General features: G+C 63.2%; 14 protein-coding genes. 8 read left to right on the plus strand and 6 right to left on the minus strand.

Annotated elements, in window-relative coordinates; all coding sequences use genetic code 11:
* Nucleotides 1-47: 47 nt before the first annotated feature.
* Genes BM438_RS04320 through BM438_RS04345 form a run of 6 tightly spaced genes read right to left on the minus strand, consistent with a single transcriptional unit; the run spans nucleotide 48 to nucleotide 6,522 of the window.
* Complete coding sequence (locus BM438_RS04320) at nucleotides 48-1,397, minus strand: BatD family protein (RefSeq protein ID WP_093633075.1); 1,350 nt, start codon at nucleotides 1,395-1,397, stop codon at nucleotides 48-50.
* The gene (locus BM438_RS04325; RefSeq protein ID WP_093633076.1) at nucleotides 1,394-2,986 is read right to left on the minus strand and encodes a VWA domain-containing protein; all 1,593 of its coding nucleotides are present in this window, start codon (nucleotides 2,984-2,986) and stop codon (nucleotides 1,394-1,396) included. Before BM438_RS04325 ends, BM438_RS04320 begins: the two co-directional genes overlap by 4 nt.
* Nucleotides 2,976-4,013, minus strand: coding sequence for a vWA domain-containing protein (locus BM438_RS04330; protein WP_093633077.1), 1,038 nt, complete (start codon nucleotides 4,011-4,013; stop codon nucleotides 2,976-2,978). Before BM438_RS04330 ends, BM438_RS04325 begins: the two co-directional genes overlap by 11 nt.
* Nucleotides 4,000-4,539: a DUF4381 domain-containing protein gene (locus tag BM438_RS04335; protein ID WP_093633078.1), complete on the minus strand. Its 540-nt coding sequence runs from the start codon at nucleotides 4,537-4,539 to the stop codon at nucleotides 4,000-4,002. The genes BM438_RS04330 and BM438_RS04335 overlap by 14 nt, the downstream gene beginning before the upstream one ends.
* Entirely contained in the window at nucleotides 4,536-5,507 is a 972-nt protein-coding gene (locus BM438_RS04340) for a DUF58 domain-containing protein (RefSeq protein ID WP_093633254.1), read from the minus strand. The genes BM438_RS04335 and BM438_RS04340 overlap by 4 nt, the downstream gene beginning before the upstream one ends.
* A 55-nt stretch (nucleotides 5,508-5,562) precedes the next feature.
* Nucleotides 5,563-6,522 carry an AAA family ATPase gene (locus tag BM438_RS04345; protein WP_093633079.1) on the minus strand — a complete coding sequence of 320 codons (960 nt, stop codon included), beginning with the start codon at nucleotides 6,520-6,522 and terminating at the stop codon, nucleotides 5,563-5,565.
* A 293-nt stretch (nucleotides 6,523-6,815) separates the two neighbouring features.
* Here BM438_RS04345 and BM438_RS04350 point away from each other — a divergent pair, with 293 nt between their 5' ends.
* The 8 genes from BM438_RS04350 to BM438_RS04385 all read left to right on the plus strand — a co-directional run bounded on the left by BM438_RS04350 (nucleotide 6,816) and on the right by BM438_RS04385 (nucleotide 19,095).
* Complete coding sequence (locus BM438_RS04350; RefSeq protein WP_244179242.1) at nucleotides 6,816-8,057, plus strand: formylglycine-generating enzyme family protein; 1,242 nt, start codon at nucleotides 6,816-6,818, stop codon at nucleotides 8,055-8,057.
* 135 nt (nucleotides 8,058-8,192) lie between these two features.
* Nucleotides 8,193-9,236: an HAD family hydrolase gene (locus BM438_RS04355; protein ID WP_425270722.1), complete on the plus strand. Its 1,044-nt coding sequence runs from the start codon at nucleotides 8,193-8,195 to the stop codon at nucleotides 9,234-9,236.
* Between the two features lie 112 nt (nucleotides 9,237-9,348).
* Nucleotides 9,349-11,043 (plus strand): arylsulfatase, encoded by a 1,695-nt coding sequence (locus tag BM438_RS04360; RefSeq protein ID WP_093633081.1) that lies wholly within the window; start codon nucleotides 9,349-9,351, stop codon nucleotides 11,041-11,043.
* Between the two features lie 130 nt (nucleotides 11,044-11,173).
* A complete protein-coding gene (locus BM438_RS04365; RefSeq protein WP_143131645.1) occupies nucleotides 11,174-13,876 on the plus strand; it encodes a fused MFS/spermidine synthase in 2,703 nt (900 codons plus the stop codon).
* A 127-nt stretch (nucleotides 13,877-14,003) separates the two neighbouring features.
* The gene (locus BM438_RS04370) at nucleotides 14,004-14,324 is read left to right on the plus strand and encodes a hypothetical protein (RefSeq protein WP_244179254.1); all 321 of its coding nucleotides are present in this window, start codon (nucleotides 14,004-14,006) and stop codon (nucleotides 14,322-14,324) included.
* Nucleotides 14,321-15,370: a multidrug transporter subunit MdtN gene (mdtN, locus tag BM438_RS04375; protein ID WP_093633082.1), complete on the plus strand. Its 1,050-nt coding sequence runs from the start codon at nucleotides 14,321-14,323 to the stop codon at nucleotides 15,368-15,370. The genes BM438_RS04370 and mdtN overlap by 4 nt, the downstream gene beginning before the upstream one ends.
* Complete coding sequence (locus tag BM438_RS04380; RefSeq protein ID WP_093633083.1) at nucleotides 15,351-17,507, plus strand: FUSC family protein; 2,157 nt, start codon at nucleotides 15,351-15,353, stop codon at nucleotides 17,505-17,507. Before mdtN ends, BM438_RS04380 begins: the two co-directional genes overlap by 20 nt.
* On the plus strand, nucleotides 17,494-19,095 hold the full coding sequence (locus BM438_RS04385; RefSeq protein WP_093633084.1) for a TolC family protein: 1,602 nt from the start codon (nucleotides 17,494-17,496) through the stop codon (nucleotides 19,093-19,095). The genes BM438_RS04380 and BM438_RS04385 overlap by 14 nt, the downstream gene beginning before the upstream one ends.
* Nucleotides 19,096-19,121: the final 26 nt, after the last annotated feature.

The raw sequence follows: 19,121 nt of genomic DNA on the forward strand, positions 1-19,121 counted from the left end.
TGGCGAAGATGGCCGCGCAAAGCCAGTATCGACCGGTGGTTTTCTAATTAGAATTTATTGAGCGGTGGAAGGGGCTGCGTTTCCTGGTGCTGCAATCTTGTCTTTTTCTCAGCCCGTCGCAGTGCTGTTTCGGCGTTCTTCCAGTGAAGCTCGGGCGCAACACTTCCGGCATAGTGCGCGCCCACAGCGTCGATCAGCTGCGTAACGCCCGTATCGTCCGCGCGAACCGCGCTTTCCAGCCGCGCCGGATGTCCGAATTCGTGCGTTCTGTCCATCCAGCGATACAGCGCCGGAACGATCTGCCGCCAATCACCCTGGCGCGCAACGTCATTCAGCCTGCGCCACGCAACGGCCTCACCTTCGAGGTACCGCTTGCGTGCGTCGATTGCATGTTTCCAAGCGCGCCTCAAAAACGTGATCACACGCACGCGCGCCCAGACCACCAACATGATCGCCAGCAAAACAGCACAGCCGACAATCACCTGCCTGCTGTGAATCACGATGATTCTGTGCGGGAAGCCATTGCTCATCGCTTCGACGGGAATCTCGAACAGGGGCTTTTCACGCGCGGTAGAAGCCGAAAACGTCACACCCGGCAACTCGATCGTCTCTTTTTTTTGCGTCTTGGTGTTCCACCATTCGATCGTCACTGGCGGCAGTTTGAAGCGACCGTTGTGATCGGCCGTATAGGTCACGCTGTCGGTTCGCTCGCCCGCCACCAGCCCCACCCGGTCCTGCACGATGTTGCGAGTCGCGGGCGGTTTGGCGTAGCGCTTCAATCCGTCGACATCGCCCAGATTCACCGGCGGAATCAACATCGACTCGGTACCGGCGGCACTTTGCGTAATCGTGCGCGTCACGGAGTCGCCCACTCTGATGTGTTCCTTCACCGGCTCGATGGTTTGCGTGGCCGTGAGGCGCGTAGTCGGAAAAAAGGTGCTCATGCCTTCCGCGCCAGGCGGCAGCGTCGCGACGAGTTTGAGTGCGGGCGTCATCACCTGCACAGGCGCAGTCGTGCCGCCCGGATACACGGTGATGGCAAACGGCGCAATGTCGAATGTCTTTCCCGCTTGCGGCGCAATACGGTAAGCGCGACTCACACCGAACCAGCGCACACCGTCGATGTCCTCCGAGAGATTGTCCGCCTGTTCGTCAGGCAGGCTGACGATCGCATCGGGCACGGTGAAGAGCGGCCAGTTCGGCGCCTCGGTAAACCACGTGGTTGTCAGCAGATCGACGACAAGTTTGACCTCGCTGCCCGCAACGACCGGTCCCGTGGGCTCGAGATGCGCGCGGACCAGCGTGCGCGGCGCGGGGTCGGCAAAGGCCGGCGCTGAAGCGCAAGCCACGCCGAGCCACGCGATCAGTAGTAGAAGCCGCAGGAAAGCCGCGGTCATGGCGCGCTCGCTCCCTTTACTTCGGTTTCCTGCAAAAAACGCTGCTGCAGAAAAACCGCGGGCGAGGTATTCAGATTGCGCATCCAGACCTCTTCGCTCGGACGCGATGCGCCCTCGATAATGGTCGACGTACCCCGTCCTTTCTTTTTGTCGGTCTGCACCTGGTCAGGTGCGTCCTCCTCCGGATCCATTTCATCCTTCTGGTCTTTTGCGAGCAAACGCCGCAGGTATGCCCGATTGGCCGCTGCCTCGCGCAGCGCGGTCTGAATCTTGAGCGCGTTGTCATACGCCTTGATGGCGGCAGCGAAGTCGTCCAGATGCGCCAGCGTATTGCCCATGTAGAAATACGCTTGCGCCGTCTTCAGATGCGAAAAACTTTCGAGCGCGCCGGCATAGTCGCCCGCGAGATATTGCGCGCGGCCCTTCCACATCGGATCGTCGAAGCGTTGCGCGGCCGCCTTGTAATCGCCGTGCTCGAAATCCCAGCGGCCCTGCTGATCGTGCGTGGCGAACAGATCGACCCAGCGCCATTCGGCCGCTTGAACATGGCGCGGCACGGCGCTGAAAGCGAGCGAGATCAGCACCACGGGTAGCCACTTCACGCTCCAACCGCGCCGGAAACCCCATAGTGCGAGCAACAATACGGGAATGACGAGCCAGTAACCCGACTCTTTCCAACGCGGCACGATCTTCGATTCCTCCGCTTGCGCAAGGTAGGCCTGCGCCCGATGCTGGACCCACACCACGTCATCGTCGTCCACGCGCATGCTGGCCAGCGGAATGTTCGCTTCGTCCGCCACCTTACGAATCGCGTTGGCGTCGAACGTACCCATCAGCGGATGCCCTTCGGGGTCCATTGCGATCATGCCGTCGGGACCGCGGATCGGCCCACCGTTCTCCGTGCCGACCGCGAGCCACAGCAGTTGATGACGGATCGCCTTGGCTTTTTGCACGAACGCGTCCGCCTGATTCGTATCGAAGCCGTCGCTCATAAAGACGATCGTGCCCGCAGCGGGATCGTTCGCGAGCAGACGCTCGGCGACATCGAGACCGGCGGTCGCGTTCTTGCCGTCACGCGGCATCAGCGAGGGCGAGAGCGCCGGCACATACAGCTCCAGCATGGCAGGGTCCTCGGTGGGCGGCACGACGAGATGGCCGCTCGAAGCGAACACGACCAGTCCGGTACGCGCGCCCTTGCGGGCCCGGGCGATATCGAGCACCTTCTGTTTGGCGCGTTCGAGCCGCGTGGGCGCGACGTCGGTGGCGTCCATCGAATGCGCGAGTTCCAGTACGACGACGAGCGGCGCCTTATCCTGATTGAACGGCGGACGTTCCTGCTGCCAAGTGGGCCCCGCGGCAGCAAGCGCACCGATGCCGAGCAGCAGCCCCAGTGTATGCACCGGCTGAATCACGCGGCGCTTCGTATCGCCGACAATCAGATGTTCCAGCAACGCAGGATCGATGACATTGCGCCAACGCGCACGCACGTTGTTGCGGCGAAACCAGCAAAGCGGCAGGAGCGCGGCGGGAATCAGCAGAAGCAACCACAGCGGCCGCAGAAAATGGAAGGCGGTCAGATCAATTTCCATGACCCGCCTCCACGGTTGTCGCCCGCTCAGGCCGCGCCTCGCGACCTGGCGCGCGCAGCACGGCAATCAGCAACGCAAGCACATGGTAGAGCGCAAAAATCGCGACAGCCGCAGCGGCCGGCACCCAGTAAAAGTCGCGCTGCGGGCGATAGATTTCGCGCTTCACTTTCTCAGGCGTGAGTTTGTCTAGCGTGGCATAGACATCGGCGAGATCCTGCTGCCGGCCGAGCGCGCGAAACGACCGGCCACCCGTGATGCTCGAAATGCGCGCGAGCACATCGAGATCGACCTTGTCTTCGCCGGTGGTGTCCGGATCGCCGATGCCGATCGTGTGCACCACCAGTTTGTGGCTCTTCGCGATCTCCGCTGCGCGCTCGGGTGGAATCGCGCTGCTGGTGTCGTTGCCGTCGGTCAGCAGGATCAGCACTTTCTCCTGAGCCTGCGAGTTCGTCATCAGTTTGACGGTGAGTCCGATCGCATCGCCGATAGCCGTGCGTGGTCCGGCCATACCGATCTGCATCTGATCGAGCAGCACCTGTACGGCCTCATGATCGAGCGTGAGCGGCGCCTGCGGATAGGCGGCGTCACCGAACACGACGAGGCCGATGCGATCGCCTTTGCGTTTGGCAATGAAGTCGCTCACTACCCGTTTCACCGCGCTGAAACGGTCCATGCGCTCACCGGCGGCATTGACGAAATCGCGCGTGGCCATCGAACCGGAAAGATCGATCGCGAGCATCAGATCGCGAGCGGGTTCTTCGCGCACGATGGGCGCTTCGACATAGGCCGGCTTGGCCGCGGCGATCACGAGTAAGGCCCAGAGGAGCGGCATCAAGAGACGCTGTAGCCAGTTGCGGCGCAGCCGCACGCCGCCCGGCGCCGGCTTTTCGCCTGCCGCGTGCGCCATTTCGTGAAAGAACGGCACCCGCACTGCGGAGGCCGTCGTGCGATAGGCCGGCACCAGCCACCATACGAAGAGCGGCAGAGGCAGCAGCGCGAACATCCACGGGAAATCAAACTTCCACATGATGGTGTTCGATCCAGTCACGTGTGTGGCCGATGAGCGTCGCGGCTTCATCCCCGGAAATAGCGGCAACCTGGTCGGGCGGTGCATAACTCGCGAGCGCCAGCAGCGCCTCGCTTTTTGCGTCGAAGCGACCGCGCGTGCGTTGCAGGAACGCAAGCCATGCGTCGCCGGTGAGCGCGGCGACCTGCTCGCGTGGCGCGACCGCCAGCGATGTGCGCTTGAGGAGACGAGGAATCGCCGCCAGCGCGCTCGCGCGTTGTGCGTAATCCGTTTGCGTCGCGGCGAGGCTCGCCTCGATGCTCGCCAGTTCCACCAATGCCGCGCGCCGGTAGCGCTGCTTCTCTCGCCGTCGCCAGACCAGCCAGCTCGCCACCGCCAGCAGCATCAACAGTAAAAGTCCGACGAATACCCAGCCTATGGTTTGCGGCGCGTACGACACCGTCTGCGGTAGCGGTAGTTCCTGCAAGGGCTGAAGTTGCCCGGACGTGTCGGGCGGTACCAACGCCGAAACGGCCGGGGCGCTCATATGCCGCTCCCGGTAGGAGGCCGCGCACGCTCGCCGAACAACCGCCGCACCTGTTCGATCGTCGGCTCCGCGGTCGACAGGGCCATCAGCGGCACGCCGCTCGAACGCAACAATTCGGCTACTTCCGCGGTGCGGCCGCTGAACAGGGTCGACAACGGCGCCCTCACCCGCTCCTGCTCGATCCGCAATTCAACCTGCAGACGGCCTTCGCTGACCACCAGCGCTCGGTGTTCCGGCATGCTCTGCCACAAGGGATCGAAGATCATCGCCGCGACAACGTCGTTGTGCGCCGACAGTTGCCGCAACAGTTTGCGCGTGCGCTCGCTCGCCCCCGCAAAATCGCTGATGATGCAAATGAGGTAGTCGTGACCGGCCAGCTTGAGCACGCCTTCGAGCGCAGCGTCCAGTTGTCCGTAATCGGTGCGTGCTTCACTCTCGGCATGCAGCGCGCGGTTCATCGTGGCGAGCGCGCCGAACAGCATCTTGATCCGGCTGCGGCTGCGCAGCGGCTTGACCCGCACGACCTGGCTGTCGTTGAATAGCACGCCGCCGACACGGTCGCCGGCAGTGAAACCCATCCACACGGCAAGCGCCGCCACTTCGGCGGCCACCACCGACTTGAACGCGCGACGCGACCCAAAAAACATGCTCATGCGTTGATCGACTACGACGAGCAGCGGCCGGTCCCGCTCTTCCGTATAAGCGCGAACCTGGGGCTTGCCGAGACGCAGCGAGACCTTCCAGTCGATATGACGGACATCGTCGCCCGGCAGGTAAGCGCGGATTTCTTCGAAATTGAGCCCACGTCCGCGCAATCGCGATGCGTGACTGCCCGACAGCACGCTCGATACCGGCGCCGGCGCAACAAAGCTCAGCCCGTGGGCATGAAACTCGAGCTTCGCCAGATGCGCCGCGTCGATGTAGACGCGGCCATCTGCTGAAGTCGCAGCGCTTGCAGATTCGGACATCAAGACCACGGCGATCTCCCGCGTCGATGCGACGATACTTATGTTGCGCCAGGCGTCAGGCCGGCACCGCAACCTTTTCGATCAGCCGGTCGATAACGGCGTCGGCGCTGATGTTCTCGGCATTGGCGTCGTAAGAGAGGATCAACCGATGCCGCAGTACCGGATGAACGACTGCGCGCACGTCGTCGGGCGTGACGAATTTGCGGTTCTGCAACCAGGCCTGAACGCGGCTCGCCCGATCGAGGCCGATCGAACCGCGCGGACTCGCGCCGATTTCGATCCATTTGCCGAGGTCGGCGTCGAGCTCCCTACCATGCCGGGTCGCATTGACGAGCGACACAATGTAGTCGTCCATCGCCGGCGCCACTGCGATATGGCTGATTTCTTCGCGCACCGCGAAAATGACATCCTGGGCGAGAACAGCGGGCGTGTCGTTCGCCTCGTTGTTTTCGCGCCGCAGCAATCGCAACATGTCGACTTCGCTTTGTGGCGACGGATAGCTAATTAGCACTTTAAGAAGAAACCGGTCCATTTGCGCTTCAGGCAATGGATAGGTGCCTTCCTGCTCAATCGGATTCTGTGTTGCCATGACAAGAAACAGGTCCGGCATTCGATGCGTTTTACCTGCAACGGAAATCTGCCGCTCTTCCATGGCTTCCAATAATGCGGATTGAACCTTGGCTGGCGCGCGGTTAATTTCATCCGCGAGAATCAGATTGCCGAAGATAGGCCCAGGCTGAAAGCTGAGCGTGCGTTCCGTGCCGCTTTGCAGCAGCGTTTCGGCGCCGGTGATGTCGGATGGCAACAGATCGGGGGTGAACTGAATGCGGCTCATAGTGGCAGCAAGACGCGTGGCAATGGCTTTGACGGTACGCGTTTTGGCGAGTCCGGGCAGACTTTCGAGCAGTACGTGGCCGTCTGCGAGTAACGCAATCAATACCTGCCGGACAACCGCTTGCTGGCCCACTATCGCTTCGTTGACACTCGATTCGAAACGCAAGATCGTTTCGCGCATAGCTCTCGATTTCCCCAATCATTGGTTGGTGGAACAACCTGGATGCCAACGCTTGCCGCCAGACACGTTAATGCACACGCGCAATTCCGTCAAAGTTTCGCACCTACCCAAAAAAATGCGTGAAATGTGTTTGAAAAATTGTTAGCCTGCGTCTTACGTTTTGTTAAGCTGTATCCTGCGTATTTGTTACCGGCGTAAATCGTTATTCTGTATCGCTAAGTTTCGCTTGAGTGCAAAAGAGAGCTGCCCATGTTTGCTAAAGGGCCAGCAGCTTCACCTGCGTGAGAGAAGAGATGATGAGTTCAGGAAAACGTGGCACGGTAACGGCTGCCCGCTCTACAGGCACGCCTTCCGCAACTTCAGCACCCACCGCGCGCTATCGCAAGCTGCTCCTGTGGGGCGTGCTTCTCGTCATGCTTCCTGCATGTGTCGGCGCGGCGGTGAGTTGGGCTTTCGCCTCGCGCACTCAAGCTCATCCCCAAGTTGTCTACGGCGACGGAACGCACGGCCCGCTCGGCATGGCATGGGTTCCCGGCGGACAATTTCTGATGGGCAGCGACTCGAAGCAAGCGCAGCCCAACGAGCGTCCCGCCCACAAGGTGCGCGTGCATGGTTTCTGGATGGACCGTCATCACGTGACCAATGCGGAATTCCGTAAATTCGTAGAAGCCACCGGCTACGTCACCACCGCTGAGAAGAAACCCGACTGGGACACCCTGAAGGTGCAGTTGCCGCCTGACACGCTGCGTCCGCCTGACAGCGCGATGGTGGCCGGCGCGATGGTGTTCGTCGGCACCAATCACCCCGTGCCGCTGGAAGACTATTCGCAGTGGTGGCGCTACGTGCCCGGCGCGAACTGGCGCCACCCCACCGGGCCGGACAGCAACATCATCGGCAAAGACGATCACCCGGTTGTTCAGGTTTCCTACGAAGACGCACAGGCTTATGCGAAATGGGCCGGCAAACGACTGCCCACCGAAGCCGAATGGGAATTCGCCGCGCGTGGCGGTCTCGAGCAGGCCACTTACGCCTGGGGCAATCAATTCGCGCCGGATGGCAGGCAGATGGCCAACGTCTGGCAAGGCCAGGAGCCGCAGGCGTTCCCTGTGGTCAGCCCGAAGGCGGGTGGCGCACTCGGCACGAGTCCGGTCGGCACTTTTCCGGCGAATGGCTACGGACTTTCCGATATGACCGGCAACGCCTGGCAGTGGGTGGCCGACTGGTATCGCGCCGACCAATTCCGGCGTGAAGCGGTGAGCACCAGCACGATCGACAACCCGATCGGTCCGCGCGATTCCTGGGATCCGGCCGATCAGGGCGTCCCCGTCGACGCACCGAAGCGGGTGACGCGCGGCGGCTCGTTCCTTTGCAACGAAGCCTACTGCCTAAGCTACCGCCCTAGCGCACGGCGCGGCACCGACCCCTACAACAGCATGTCGCATCTCGGCTTTCGTCTCGTGATGGACGAAGACACCTGGAAGCAACCACTGGCACGTCAGGCGTCGGATCGCGCCGCAAACGCAGACGGAAGCTAGGGCGCGCTGCCCTTTCGAGCTGTACCCGTTTCTCTCGCGTGCTGTCGCTCGCGGGTCATGGAAGTGTGCGATCGGAATGGAGGTCGGATGCAGTCGATCTATCAATCGAGGTGGTCGAGACGTACTGCGAGTTCGATGCGCCCTGCGTTCAGGTCGGCGCTCGGCGTCGCCCTGGTCGCGCTCGGTGTCGCGCTATGCTCCGCCGGTTGCACGTCGGCTGGCGGCACGAACGGAGCAACGCCGACGGCAGTCAGCTCTGCTGCCGCACTGCCCTCATGGCGTGACGGACCAGCAAAACAGACGATCCAGAAATTCGTCGCCGATGTCACCCGCGAAGGTTCACCGAATTACGTGCCGCCTGCCCAGCGCATCGCCGTATTCGATAACGACGGCACGCTATGGAGCGAGCAGCCGCTGTACTTCCAGTTCGCCTTCATGCTCGACCAGGTGAAAGCAGCCGCACCGAAGCATCCCGAGTGGAAGAACAATCCGGCCTTCAAGGCATTGGTCGCCAAAGACTATGCCGCGTTGGCGAGTCAGGAGAAACAGCTGCTGCAACTGATCGCCGTCGCCAATAGCGGCATGACCGTGGACGACTACGATAAGACCATCCGTAACTGGCTGGCCAGCGCCCGGCATCCGAAATTCAGTCGCCCTTACACCGAACTCGTCTATCAACCGCAACTGGAGTTGCTTTCCTATCTGCGCGCCAACGGCTTCAAGACTTTCATCGTGTCGGGCGGCACCATCGAATTCATGCGGCCGTGGGCGGAAAAGGCGTACGGCATTCCGCCCGAGCAGGTGGTCGGCTCGAGCCAGGTGGTGCAATACCAGATGCGTAACGGCCAGCCTGTGCTGGTGCGCCAGCCGAAACTCGATTTCGTCGACGACGGTCCCGGCAAACCTGTCGGCATCTATCGAAACATCGGCCGCAAGCCCATTCTCGCATTCGGCAATTCGGACGGCGATCTGCAGATGCTGCAGTACACAGCATCAGGCAGCGGCCCGCACCTCGCCTTGCTGGTGCATCACGACGACGCCGTACGCGAATTCGCGTACGACCGCACCTCGAAGATCGGCAAGCTCGACAAGGCCTGGGACGAAGCGATCGCCGACGGCTGGACCGTGGTCAGCATGAAGGACGACTGGCAAACCATCTATCCCGCACCAAAGCAGTAGATGCACGCGTGAGAGCGCGAGCCGCGTGCAGGTTGCGGCCGCTACGAGGCAACCCGGCACGCAGGGAACGCGCGGCGGGTGAACCGCAAAGCAACTCCATTGGAGCAACACGATGAGAATGTTCCAGCGAAAGGGACGCTACGCGGCCGGGGCGACAGTAATCGTCCTCGCCGCGCTCAGTGCATTGATTCTTCCATCCATCAACGCGCCTGCGCAGACTCAGGCGCCGGCCAAACCAGCTGCGGCACCCGCGACCAGTGCACCACAACAACCCGCCGCCAAGACTTCGGCGAAGCCGAATATCCTTGTGATTTTCGGCGATGACATCGGGCAGACAAACATCAGCGCCTACTCGCGCGGCGTGGTGGGTTACAAGACGCCGAACATCGATCGGGTTGCCAACGAAGGGATGATCTTTACGGACTACTACGCCGAGAATAGCTGTACGGCGGGGCGTTCGTCCTTCATCACCGGACAGACGCCGTTGCGTACCGGACTCTCCAAGGTCGGCGCACCAGGTGCACCGGTCGGCCTGCAGAAGACCGACATGACGATCGCCCAGGCGCTCAAACCGCTCGGCTATGCGACCGGTCAGTTCGGCAAGAATCACCTTGGCGACAAGAACGAGTACCTGCCGACCAATCACGGTTTCGACGAGTTCTACGGCAACCTGTATCACCTGAACGCCGAGGAAGAACCCGAGCGTGAGTACTGGCCAAAGGACAAGAACGACCCGTACGTGAAGAACTTCTCGCCGCGCGGGGTGATTCATAGCACCTCGGACGGCAAGGTTCAGGACACGGGCCCGCTCACGGCCAAACGCATGGAAACCATCGACGACGAAACCGGCGCTCACGCGGAAGAATTCATCCGCAAGCAGGTCAAGACCGGCACGCCCTTCTTCGTGTGGATGAACTTCACGCGCATGCACGTCTTCACGCACGTGCGGCCTGAATTCAGAGGCAAGAGCGGCATGCCCGGCAACGAATACGGCGACGGCATGTGGGAGCACGATCAGGATGTCGGAAAACTGCTCAAACTGCTGGACGATCTGAATATCTCCAAGAACACCATCGTCATTTATACAACGGACAACGGACCGAATCAGTTCTCCTGGCCCGACGCGGCAACAACGCCGTTCCGTAGCGAAAAGGACTCCAACTGGGAAGGCGCGTTCCGTGTGCCGGCCATGGTGCGATGGCCGGGGCATATCAAACCGGGCACAACGTCCAACGAGATGTTCTCGGGGCTCGACTGGTTTCCGACACTGCTTGCGGCTGCTGGCGACGCTGGCGTCAAGGACCGTCTCCTGAAGGGGTGGGCGCCTAAAGCGGGCGGTGCGAGTTTCAAGAATCACCTCGACGGATATAACCAGCTACCGTTCCTGACAGGACAAACAACCAAGGACCCTCGCAGCGAGTTCTACTATTTCGACGACGATGGCGATCTGGTGGCCATGCGCTGGGATCAGGACGGCAATGCCTGGAAGGCGGTGTTCTGCGAGCAGCGCGCGAAAGGCAACCTGAATATCTGGCAGGACCCGCTTGTCTGCCTGCGTCTGCCGAAGCTGTTCAACCTGCGCATGGATCCTTATGAACGGGCGGACATCACGTCGGATCAGTACAACGACTGGGTCACGAAGAATGTTTACCTGAACGGCATCGCCACACTGAAAGCGTCGACGTTCCTGCAGACCTTCGTCGACTACCCGCCGAGCCAGCGGCCCGCGAGCTTCAGCGTGGACGGTGTACGTCGGCAGGTCGACAAGAAGATCGACGAGTCCTTCAAGAAGCGCGGACTCGAGTAAGACGTAGTGCGGTTGCGCCTGCCGGCTTCGGCCGGTGGGCGCAACTTTTCGGTTTCGCGCAAGACGCGTCGCGCCGATCCAGAGCATTTATATTCAGTTCAGTTCACACTATCCCAACGCACTTCATCCCATGACCCAAACGCTGGCCAACCGTGCCAAAAGCTCACGCCGTGAGCGCCGCGCACATGAACGCGCACAGCGTCGCGACGATGCACCCTTGCACGCTCCGCAGAAAGAAGCGGCCAGCCCCAGCTTGCCGATCGCCTGGCCGGTGCTGCTCCTGTTTATCTCGGGCGCGGCATCGCTGATTTACCAGGTCCTGTGGATCAAGCAACTCGCGCTTGTGGTCGGCGTGGAGGTGCAAGCCGTCACGACTGGTGTCAGCGCTTTTTTTGCGGGCCTTGCAGTGGGCGGCTGGGTCTTCGGCAGACTCGCGGACCGGCTCGCGCGGCCCTTACGTCTATATGCGCTGCTTGAAGCCGGTGTGCTGGTGCTAGCGCTCGCCAGCACGTGGATGCTGCCACATGCCGCCGCGCCGTTCGCTTCGTTGCAAGATCGGATCGGACCGCCTGCCTGGGCATTGCCCTTTGTCCTCGTTGGCTTGCCTGCCGTCCTGATGGGCGGCACGCTGCCGGTGCTGATGCGCGCGCTGTGCCCCGCCGCCGCTCAGATGGGGCGCTCCGGTGCCCGTCTCTATACGGCTAATACGGCCGGCGCGATTGCCGGCACGCTGGCCGCGAGTTTTGTCCTGATTCCATCGCTCGGCGTGCAGGGCTGTGCGTTTGTCGCTGCCGCGCTGAATGCTGGCGCGGCGCTTGTTGCCGCGCTGGTGGGACGCACGCAACGGGCTTTGGTGTCGGTTGTTGGGGTGTCTTCATCGGCCATCGCGCCGGGACAGTCTGCGGTGGACGTTACGCATGACGTGTTGTCCTCGGTTGCTGCCGACACTACCCGCAACGACGCACATGATTCTGCCGTGTCGACTCAACAACCCGCGCTCGCCTCAAAAGCTCGCCTCGCGCTCATGCTCTACTCGCTTGCCGGCGGCGTCGCGCTCGGTTACGAGGTGGTGTGGTCGCAGGTGATCGTGCAATTCATCAGCACCCGCAGTTTCGCCTTCGCCGTGGTGCTTGCAACCTATCTGCTGGGCCTCGCGCTCGGTAGCGCGCTGGTGTCGCGCTACGCCGATCGGGCGCGCGATCCGTGGGGCGCGTTTGCCGTGCTGATCGTGTCGGCCGGACTGGTCGCGCTGCTCGAGATCGCCGTGCTGAGCAACGGGCTGCTGCACTGGCAAAGCCTCGCGCGAGAAGCCGCACTCAGCGCCACCGGCAGTCTGCTAACGGCCATGTGCGCAGGGTTCGCCGTGGCGGCCGTGTGCGTCGTCTTCGTTCCTACCCTCCTGTTGGGTGCAGCGTTCCCTTTTGCGTTGCGTCTGAACGTGGACAACCGGCACACGGGGCGCGACGTCGGCGCCGTGGTGGCGCTCAATACCGCAGGCGGGATCGCCGGCACTCTGTTGACCGGTTTCGTGCTCGTGCCGCAGTTGGGCGTCGTTCATACACTCGCAGCGCTTGCCGTTCTCGCGGGCGCAGTGAGTCTGGCCGCCGTGCTGCGCGGCTCGGAGGTGCGGCCGTTCGCGCGCTGGAGCGTGCCTGTCCTCGTCGTGCTGACGCTCGTCACCGTGATCGCGACGCCATCCGACCGGCTCGCCACGCTGCTCGCCGAATCGCGCGGCGGCAATCTGACCTTCTACGAAGAGAGTGCGGGTGGCACGGTGGCGGTCGTCGAACAGAACGCCGGCCAGCGACAATTCCGGCGGCTCTATATCCAGGGCGTCTCCAACTCCGGCGACACGATGGCGTCGCTGCGATATATGCGCCTGCAAGCGCTGCTGCCTTTGATCATTCATCGCGAGACGCCGCGCACGGCGCTGGTGATCGGACTCGGCACCGGCATTACCGGCGGCGCGCTGCTGACCTGGCCTGGGCTTGAACACCGCGCGGTCGCCGAACTGTTGCCGGCCGTCGTGCGCGCCGCGCCGCAGTTCAAGGGCAACTACGGCATGAGCACCGATGCCCGCATGGACATCCGGATGCGCGACGGACGGCGCGAACTGCTGCGCAACGCCGAACGCTATGACCTTATCACGCTCGAACCGCCGCCGCCGTCGGCCGCGGGTGTGGTCAATCTGTACTCGTCGGATTTCTATCGTCTGGCGGCGTCGCGTCTGCAGCAAGGTGGCATCGTCGCGCAATGGCTGCCGTTGCCGACACAGAATGAAGAGGACACGCGCTCGCTGATCCAGAGCTTCATCCAGGTGTTTCCGCACGCCGCGCTGTGGACCACCGAGTTGCACGAGATGATGCTGGTGGGCTCAATGCAGCCGCTCGAACTGGACGTGCCGCGGATAGAGGCGCGCTTTGCACAACCGCAGGTCGCCGCGGCGTTGCGCGAAGTCGGCATTGCGTCGCCGGCGGCGCTGCTCGCTACCTGGATCACCGACCGCGCCGGCCTCGAGTACTACGCCGCGGACGCCCAGCCGGTCACGGACGACCAACCGCGCATCGAGTACGCCACGTGGGTTCGCCACGACGCATTTCCGACGACGCTGGCGCACCTGCTCGCGCTTCACACCGCGCCGCCATTGCAGGGCGCCGACGATGCGTTCCGCGCTGAGATGGAGCAGTCGCGCGGTGCATTGCAGAGTTTCTATTTGGCCGGGCTGGATGCCTATAAAGGCGATCGGGATGCGTGGGCACAGGACATCGGCAATGCTGTCCGCTCGGACCCGGACAATGCTTACTACCGATGGCTCATTGGAGACGGTAGATAGTCAGGCGCTGCCCGGAACAGATAAATGCGTGCGAGAGCGGAAAACATCGAAACGACACTGCAGCGCTGGTAAAGTGCCGGTAATTTGGTTGCTTCCGCCACGTATTCACTCACCTCGCGACGCCGCAATGCCGTTCAAACCAAATCAAAGAAGCGCCTGCGACCCGATCGTGCTCCGCACGCGGTATCTTTCGGCCGTCGCTGCCCTTAGCCTGTCCTTGCAGGGGTGCACGCTGCGCGGTGCGCCGTCGTATGAAATCTTCGGCGCCTACTTTCCGCTCTGGCTGTTGAGCGCGGTGGTCGGACTCATCGGCGCACTGGTCGCCCATCGGATCTTCGTGTCCACGGGGTGGGCGCAGATCGTTCCGCTTCAACTCTCCGTCTGCCTGGCGATCGGTTTGACGGTCGGCGTGCTCTGCTGGCTTTCGGGAACGGGACAACTTCTATGAAAATCGCCGGCAAGCGGAAGGCCTCCGTCAAGGGCCGCGTGATCGCGGGCGTCATCGTCGTAGTCGGCCTCGCGGCGGCCTGGTACGGCTATGACCGGACCACCCGGTTTCCGTCAACGGACGACGCGACGATCGATGCCGACGTCGTGCACGTCGCGTCGCCGGTCGGCGGCCGGATCATCAGGCTGCCGGTGGAAGAAAACCAGCGGGTTGCAAAGGGCGACGTGCTCTTCGAGATCGATCCTGTGCCTTATCGGCTCGCAGTCGCGCAAGCGCAGGCCGACCTCGAACTGGCCCGCGCGTCGCTCGACACGCGACGCCGGTCGATTGTCGGCGAGCGCGCCACGGCAGTTATCGCCGGCGACCAGACCGGCAAAGCGGCACACAACTACGAACTGGCAACCCGCACCGTCGAGCGGCTCACGCCGCTCGTGGCGAAGGGCTATGTCCCGGTTCAGCAATTGGATCAGGCGCAGGTCGCCCAGCGTGACGCGGCGTTGTCGCTGAAGCAGGCGCAGGAGCAGAAGCAGGCCACCGCGCAGACGATCGGCGACGAAGCGGGCGCCATCGCCTCGGTGCATGCACGCGAGGCCGCCCTCGCGCTTGCGCAGCGCGGCCTCGAGGACACCGTCGTGCGCGCGCCGCAGAATGGCTTCGTCACGGGGCTGTCGGTGCTGGCGGGCGAGACGATCGCGCCGCATCAATCGATCTTCACGCTCGTCCATGCGGACGAATGGTTCGCCGTCGCCAACTTCCGCGAAGGCGCGCTCGCTCGGATCGAGCCAGGCGACTGTGCGACCGTCTATTCGATGATCGACCGCAGCCAGGCGATCCACGGCAAAGTGATCGGCATCGGCGCGGGCGTGGCCGATTCCGACCGTATCAATCTGCCGCGCACCTTGCCGATCGTGCAGCAGTCCGTCAACTGGGTGCGAGTCGCCCAGCGCTTTCCCGTGCGTGTGCGGCTCGACGAGCCGGCCGCCCGGCTGGTGCGGATCGGTGCGAGCGCGATAGTCGAGGTCCGGCATGGCGCAGCCTGCCGGTGATCTTGCCCGACCGGGCCCCGCCGACATCCTGAAGCTGCTGGCGCCCTATCCCGGGCGCGCGGCGATGGCGACGCGCATCGCGCTGATCTGCGCGCTGACGGCGTTCGTGACGAGCGCATACGGCACGCCGGAAGCCGCGATCTCCGCCTATGTCGTGTTCTTCCTGAACCGGCCCGACCGGGTGCTGAGCGTGATGCTGAGCTCGGCGCTGCTGGTGCTGGTCACGCTGATGATCGGCCTGGTCACGGTGGTGGCCATGTTCGCGCTCGACGATCCCATGTGGCGAGTTGCGTGCATCACGGGGCTATCCTTCGGTCTGCTGTTCGTCACCTCGGCGAGCAAACTGCGGCCGGTGGGCGCGATCCTCGCGATGATCGTCGGCTTTGCACTCGACGAACTCGGCAGCGTACCGTTCGGTGAAGTGGCGACGCGCGCCCTGCTCTACGTCTGGCTGATGGTCGCGATTCCGGTTGGGATCTCGATTGGCGTCAACCTGTTGATCGCGCCGTCGCCACGGAAGCTGGCCGGGCGCGCACTGGCGAAACGTCTGCGACTCGCGGCGCAGAGCCTGGTGGAACCCGAGGCAACCGCCGACGAACTCAGCGCATGTCTGCGCGAGGGCGACGCGGAAATCGGCACCTGGCTCAAGCTCTCGGTCGTTGACGGGTCGTCGGTGCGTGATGATGTCGGGCCGCTGCGGCAAGCCGTGTCGTCGACGCTGGCGATTCTGGTCGCGGCCGATCTCGCCGTGCGCGACTCTTCGGGACGGCTGCCGGCATCGTTCGCCGCGCCTGTTGCCGAGACACTGGAGAACATGGCGCAGATGCTTGAGGCAGGTGGGTATCCAATCGACATCGAACTCAAGCTGCCCAGCGGGGCCGAACTGACGCCGCTCGCGCGGATCGTCGTCGAGGATCTGCACGATGCGATCACGCGCTTCGCCGTGGTCGAGGCGCAGGCAGATGTCGATGGCGCAGGCAAAACTGAAACCGATGCGCGAACCCAGGCGCAAACTGATGCCGAAGGCAAAGTCGCAACCGCCGCGCGAACCGAAGCCCAACCCCAAGCTCAAGCTCAAGCTCAAGCTCAAGTCAAAGCCGAACCCACGCCGCCCCCCGCCGCCAAGGGCGGCGGGTTCTTCCTGCCGGATGCATTCACCAATCCCGAACACGTCCGCTACGCGCTGAAAACCACCGTGGCGGCCATGTTCTGCTATCTGCTTTATTCGCAGATCAACTGGCCCGGTATTCACACCTGCTTCATCACGGTCTACATGGTGTCGCTTGGTACCACCGCTGAAACCGTCGAGAAGATGACACTGCGGATCGCCGGGTGTCTGGTGGGCGCGCTCCTGGGTATCGCGGCGATCGTGTTCGTCACGCCCGTGCTGACGTCCGTCGCCGGGTTGATGACGCTCGTACTGGTCGGTGCATGGCTGTCGGCGTGGATCGCGTTCGGTTCGCCACGGATGGCGTACGCCGGTTTCCAGATCGCCCTGGTGTTCTTCATGTGCGTGTTGCAGGGCGCGGCGCCTGGCTACGATCTGACGGTCGCTCGGGATCGCACGATCGGGATACTGATTGGCAACGTGGTCGTCTATCTGGTTTTCACGCGCGTGTGGCCGGTCACCGTGGCCGCGCGCATCGACACCGGGCTCGCCGCACTGCGGCAGCAATGGGAACGACTGGTGGCGCTGCCGGATGCCGTCACGCGCCGGGCGCAGGCCGCGAGCGCCATGGCTCAATGCGGCGCACTGGAACAGGACATCGCGTTGATGCATTACGAGCCGTCGTGGGTTCGCCCCGAAGCGCAGTGGATCGCCGAACGCCGCAGCGCGCTGGCTAAGCTCGATGCGCTGGAAGGGCCAATGTTCCTGCTTGCGGAACGTCGACCAGGCGATGCCGCGATTGAAGGCTGGATCAAGCGGGCCATGGACGGGCTTCCGATGCCGTCGGCTGAAACCGGCGCCAAGGTCACGCCTTTACCCGTCGCCCCAGATGCGGCTTTACCGGAAGCCGCAGCCAACGACGACACACGCACCGCTTTGCTACGCCTCGGCGATGCACGCCTCACTCAACTCGAACACGCTGCGTCGGACGACGCAGCGAAGGGACTCGCGACTCATGCGCCGGCTTAACCCTTCATTCGCACTGGCGATCCTGGCCGCAGCGGGTTTGGCAGGATGCGCCACGTCATCGCTGGACATGGCGCCGGATAGTCCCGATCGTCCGTGGCAACCGCAGACGGATGCGGCGGGCGCCATCGTGCCGGGACCGGCTTCGGCTTCGGCTTCGGCTTCGGCTTCGGCTGCTTCAGCTGCATCGGCTAGCTCAGCGCCCTCGACTACCGCTGCACACAGCTACCAGCTCCCCGCCAATCCCGCACTCGCTGCCGTGCCACCTCCGCCGGCACTCGAGCAGGCGCATGCATACGACCTACCCGAACTGATCGACCTTGCGGAGTCGGCGAATCCGCTAACGCGCATCGCCTGGAACGACGCCCGCAACGTCGCACTCGCGGCCGGCATCGCGAAGAGCGCGTACCTCCCGCAATTGTCGGTCGCGGCGATGGGACAATACGCCGGTTTTCATAATTCGGAGACGTCCGTGCTTGGCGATTCGTCGTCGACCGCAACAGGGCACGGCATGACTTCGGTGGTCGCGTTGCAATGGCTGCTGTTCGATTTCGGCGGACGCGCCGCGCGTGTCGAGGCCGCGTCGCAGGCCTCGGTGATGGCGAACATCGCCTTCACGGCCGTTCACCAACAGGTGATCTTCGACGTCAGCGTCGCGTTCTACACGTATCAAGCCGCGCGCGCCCGCATCGTCACGACACAACAAGGCCTCGACAACGCCGAAGCGATCCTCACTGCCGCACAGTCGCGCTACAAACATGGCGTCGGCACGGTCATCGAAGTCGCGCAGGCTAATCAGAATCGCGCGCAGGCCAGGCTCGCGCTCGTCCAGGCGCAGGGTGCCGAAAGCAACAGTTATCTCGCGCTGATCGCCGCGATGGGGATTTCTCCGCTGTCGAAACCCAGGATCGCCGAGATGCCGGCGCACACGCTCCCGGCGATCACGAACGACTCGATCGACCGGATCGTGTCGTCCGCCATCGCTCGACGCCCGGACGTGTTGAGCGCCTATGCAGCCGAGCGGGTCAATCTGGCGAAAGTGAAAGCGGCCGAGTCGGACTTCATGCCGAAGGTATTCCTCTCGGCGAATGGCGCGTACAACACCGGCAGTTCATCGATTTCGGCGGTGCCGGCCATCGGCCAGCAACTGCCGACGGTGAACCTGAGCGGCGGTCGTTACGGCGGCAGCGTGATCGTCGGCGTAACGATTCCGCTGTATGACGGCGGCCTGAGATCGGCCGTGCTCGCGCAAGCGCGCAACGATGCCGACAGCGCGTCGACCCGTCTCACCCGAAGCCGCGAGGAAGCGGTTCGGCAAATCGTCGCCGCGCAGAATACGCTGCAGACGAGTCTCGCCGCACAGGCTGCGTCGAAAGAGTTGCTTGCCGCCGCGCAAACGACGTATGACGCCGCGTTCGATGCCTATCGGCACGGCGTCGGCTCGGTCACCGACGCGCTGCTTGCGCAGAATCAATTGCTGGCAGCGAAGAACGCGGACGCCGATAGTTACAGCAGTTCGTTATCCGCAGCGGCGGCGCTTGCGCTGGCGACTGGCTCGGTTGACTCAATTCCGATGCGGGACAATTGGTGAGCGAGTGGCTGTGGACGCGACTGCGG

The sequence above is a fragment of the Paraburkholderia aspalathi genome, assembly GCF_900116445.1.
Taxonomy (GTDB): domain Bacteria; phylum Pseudomonadota; class Gammaproteobacteria; order Burkholderiales; family Burkholderiaceae; genus Paraburkholderia; species Paraburkholderia aspalathi.